The 3,892-nt window shown below is 65.7% G+C and carries 4 protein-coding genes; all 4 read left to right on the plus strand.

Translation table 11 applies throughout. The features are described from left to right. The first annotated feature begins 121 nt into the window (after window positions 1-121). The gene (locus ACRDUX_RS41495; protein WP_526423503.1) at window positions 122-1,468 is read left to right on the plus strand and encodes an ABC1 kinase family protein; all 1,347 of its coding nucleotides are present in this window, start codon (window positions 122-124) and stop codon (window positions 1,466-1,468) included. A gap of 3 nt (window positions 1,469-1,471) precedes the next feature. After that, window positions 1,472-2,374 (plus strand): alpha/beta fold hydrolase, encoded by a 903-nt coding sequence (locus ACRDUX_RS41500; RefSeq protein WP_526423505.1) that lies wholly within the window; start codon window positions 1,472-1,474, stop codon window positions 2,372-2,374. A 162-nt stretch (window positions 2,375-2,536) separates the two neighbouring features. Beyond that, on the plus strand, window positions 2,537-3,415 hold the full coding sequence (locus tag ACRDUX_RS41505) for a cyclopropane mycolic acid synthase family methyltransferase (protein WP_526423507.1): 879 nt from the start codon (window positions 2,537-2,539) through the stop codon (window positions 3,413-3,415). A 115-nt stretch (window positions 3,416-3,530) separates the two neighbouring features. Further along, a partial coding sequence (locus tag ACRDUX_RS41510) for a class I SAM-dependent methyltransferase (RefSeq protein WP_526423509.1) occupies window positions 3,531-3,892 on the plus strand: 362 nt, incomplete at its 3' end.

Genomic DNA, 3,892 nt, shown 5'->3' on the forward strand with positions numbered 1-3,892 from the left:
GGATTACCCCCACGGCCGCCAGCGGTTTCGCGTGGGGGTAATCCACGTTCGGCGAAACGGTGGCTGTGACCGGGGGCACACGAAATTTCCGCCCAACCGCCACCTTTGAGACACTGCAGACATGACAACCACCAAGCACCGCGAGGTAGCCCGGCTGGATCGGGTCCCGTTGCCGGTCGAGGCCGCCCGCATCGGCGTGACGGGATGGCAACTCACCCGCACCGGCGCACGGGTCGTCAGCAACCTCGTCGGCCGCGGCTCTCTCCAGCAGAAGATCATCCGGCAGATCCCTCAGACCTTTGCGGATCTGGGCCCCACCTACGTCAAGTTCGGCCAGATCATCGCCTCGAGCCCCGGTGCCTTCGGCGAGTCGATGAGCAGGGAGTTCCGCAGCCTGCTCGACCGCGTGCCGCCCGCCGACACCGCCGAAGTGCACGGGCTGTTCAAGGAAGACCTCGGCGACGACCCCGCGAACCTGTTCGCGTCGTTCGACGAGGAGCCGTTCGCCTCGGCCTCGATCGCGCAGGTCCACTACGCGACGCTGCACTCCGGCGAGGAGGTCGTTGTCAAGATCCAACGACCGGGCATCCGCAGGCGCGTCGCCGCCGACCTGCAGATCCTCAAGCGCGGGGCGCAACTCGTCGAGCTCGCGAAGATGGGCCGCAGGCTCTCGGCGCAGGACGTCGTCGCCGACTTCGCCGACAACCTCGCCGAGGAGCTCGACTTCCGCCTCGAGGCACAGTCGATGGATGCCTGGGTGGCGCACATGCACGCCTCGCCGCTCGGCAAGAACATCCGGGTGCCCCAGGTGTACTGGGACCTGACGAGCGAGCGCGTGCTGACGATGGAACGCATCCAGGGCGTGCGCATCGACGACGCAGCCGCGATCCGCAAGGCCGGGTTCGACGGCACCGAGCTGGTGAAGGCCTTGCTGTTCAGCGTCTTCGAGGGCGGCCTGCGCCACGGGTTGTTCCACGGTGACCTGCACGCGGGCAACCTCTACGTCGACGACGACGGCAAGATCGTCTTCTTCGACTTCGGGATCATGGGCCGCGTCGACCCGCGCACCCGCTGGCTGCTGCGCGAATTGGTGTACGCCCTGCTGGTGAAGAAGGACCACGCCGCCGCCGGCAAGATCGTCGTCCTCATGGGCGCCGTCGGCAACGTGAAGCCAGAAGGCGAGGCCGCGAAGGACCTCGAGGCGTTTGCCACCCCACTGACGATGACGTCGCTGGGCGACCTGTCCTACGCCGAGATCGGCAAGCAGCTCTCGGCGCTGGCCGAGGCCTACGACGTCAAGCTGCCCCGCGAGCTGGTGTTGATCGGCAAGCAGTTCCTCTCCGTCGAGCGCTACATGAAGCTGCTGGCGCCGAAGTGGCAGATGATGACCGACCCGCAGCTGACCGGGTACTTCGCCAACTTCATGGTCGAGGTCAGCCGCGAGCATTCCGACGAGCTGGAGGATTGAGCGTTGGACGTCCGCACCGGGACCGCCCGCTCGGGTGACCTCGACATCTACTACGAGGAGATGGGCGACGCAGGAGACCCTGCAGTCCTGTTGATCATGGGCCTTGGCGCGCAGCTGCTGTTGTGGCGCACGGGTTTCTGTGAGCGACTGGTCAACCAGGGGTTGCGCGTCATCCGCTACGACAACCGCGACGTTGGGCTGTCGAGCAAGGTGGAGGGGAGGCACACGGGCGCGAAGCTGTTTCCGCGGATGGTGCGGTCCACACTCGGGCTGCGCAGCGAAGCGGTCTACACGCTGGAGAACATGGCCGACGACGCCGCCGCCCTGCTCGATCATCTGCAGATCGAGAAGGCTCACATCGTCGGCGGGTCGATGGGCGGGATGATCGCGCAGGTCTTCGCCGCCCGGTATCAGGAGCGCACCAAGACGCTCGCGGTCATCTTCTCGAGCAACAATCAGGCGCTGCTTCCGCCGCCGGGACCGCAGCAGCTGCGCGCCGTGACGACTCGCCCCAAGGACACCTCGCGCGACGCGGTGATCGCCAACTCGGTGCGCGTCGGCAAGATCATCGGCAGCCCCGGTTACCCGGTACCCGAGGAGCAGCGGATCGCCGAGGCTGAGGAGGGCTACGACCGGTCGTACTACCCGGCTGGGGTCGGTCGGCAGTTCGCCGCGATCCTCGGCAGCGGCAGTCTGCTGGGTTACGACAAGCAGATCACCGCTCCGACCGTGGTGATCCACGGCCGTGCCGACAAGCTGATGCGCCCCTCCGGCGGACGCGCCGTCGCCAAGGCGATCCGCAGGTCACGGTTGGTGTTGTTCGACGGGATGGCGCACGATCTGCCCGAGGCGCTGTGGGACGACGTCGTCGGCGAGCTCAAGACCACGTTTGCTGAAGTCCCCTGAGGCGATCGCAACGGGAAGCGAAGTCGGCGCGCTGTTGAATCGGCTGGCACGATGGGCGGCGTAGAGTCCACGGTTGAGCGCGTCACGGGGTTTGGCGGGTCATCGGCGACGACGCCGAGCCTCTGATTAGCCAAGGAAGGCCCACGAAAGGCATTTTCGACTATGTCGACTACCCGTAAGAAGGGTGGCCTCAAGCCACACTTCGAGGACGTGCAGGCACACTACGACCTGTCCGATGAGTTCTTCAGCCTCTTCCTCGACCCGACCCAGACCTACAGCTGCGCGTACTTCGAACGCGACGACATGTCGCTGGAGGAGGCTCAGCTCGCCAAGGTCGACCTCGCGCTGGGCAAGCTGGGCCTCGAGCCCGGCATGACGCTGCTCGACGTCGGCTGCGGCTGGGGCTCCACCTTGTTGCGGGCCATCGAGAAGTACGACGTCAACGTCGTCGGGCTGACCCTGAGCAAGAACCAGGCCGCGCACGTCGAGCAGCGGTTCGCCGTCTCGGACAGTCCCAGGTCGAAGCGTGTACTGCTGCAGGGCTGGGAGCAGTTCGACGAGCCGGTCGACCGCATCGTGTCCATCGGCGCCTTCGAGCACTTTGGCAAGGACCGCTGGGACGACTTCTTCGCGATGGCCTACCGGGCGCTCCCGGATGACGGAGTCATGCTGCTGCACACCATCACTGCGCTCACGCTCCCGCAGATGACCGCGGCCGGGCTGCCGCTGACGTTCTCGATCGCGCGGTTCGTGAAGTTCATCCTCACCGACATCTTCCCTGGCGGATACCTGCCGACCACCGAGATGGCGGGCGAGTACGCGACGAGGGCCGGCTTCGACCTGACCCGTACGCAGTCGCTGCAGAAGCACTACGCCAGGACGCTGGACACGTGGTCGGCCGCGCTGGAGGCGCACAGGGACGAGGCCATCGCCGTGCAGTCCGAAGAGATGTACGACCGTTACATGCGTTACCTCACCGGCTGCGCCAAGGGCTTCCACGAGGGCTATATCAACGTCTGCCAGTTCACCCTGGCGAAGTAGGCGTTTCGGCGCGCGGATGTGCCCACCCCTAGCATCTGCGACGGCGCGTCGGCATTCACCCAAGGACCCCTAGATCACCGGGTTTCCACTACGAAATCCGGAAGGCGGACCGTACATGGCCGACCTCATTCCTCACTTCGACAACGTGCAATCGCACTACGATCTGTCAGACGACTTCTACCGGTTGTTCCTGGACCGGACGCAGACGTACAGCTGTGCCTACTTCGAGCGCGACGACATGACACTCGAAGAAGCGCAGTTCGCCAAGATGGACCTGGCGCTGGGCAAGCTCGGCTTACAGCCGGGGATGACGCTGCTCGACATCGGGTGCGGCTGGGGCGCCACGATGATGCGGGCCGTCGAGAAGTACGACGTCAACGTCGTCGGCCTGACTCTCAGCGAGAACCAGCACGCGCACGTCGAGAAGCTGTTCGCCGACTCCGTCAGCCCCCGTTCCAAGCGGGTGCTGCTCAACGG

The sequence above is a fragment of the Mycobacterium sp. genome (assembly GCF_050701675.1).
Taxonomy (GTDB): domain Bacteria; phylum Actinomycetota; class Actinomycetes; order Mycobacteriales; family Mycobacteriaceae; genus Mycobacterium.

Coding starts and splice junctions, on each gene's coding strand:
- ACRDUX_RS41505 (WP_526423507.1), top strand. CDS start 2,537: ATGTCGACTACCCGTAAGAAGGGTGGCCTCAAGCCACACTTCGAGGAC.
- ACRDUX_RS41495 (WP_526423503.1), top strand. CDS start 122: ATGACAACCACCAAGCACCGCGAGGTAGCCCGGCTGGATCGGGTCCCG.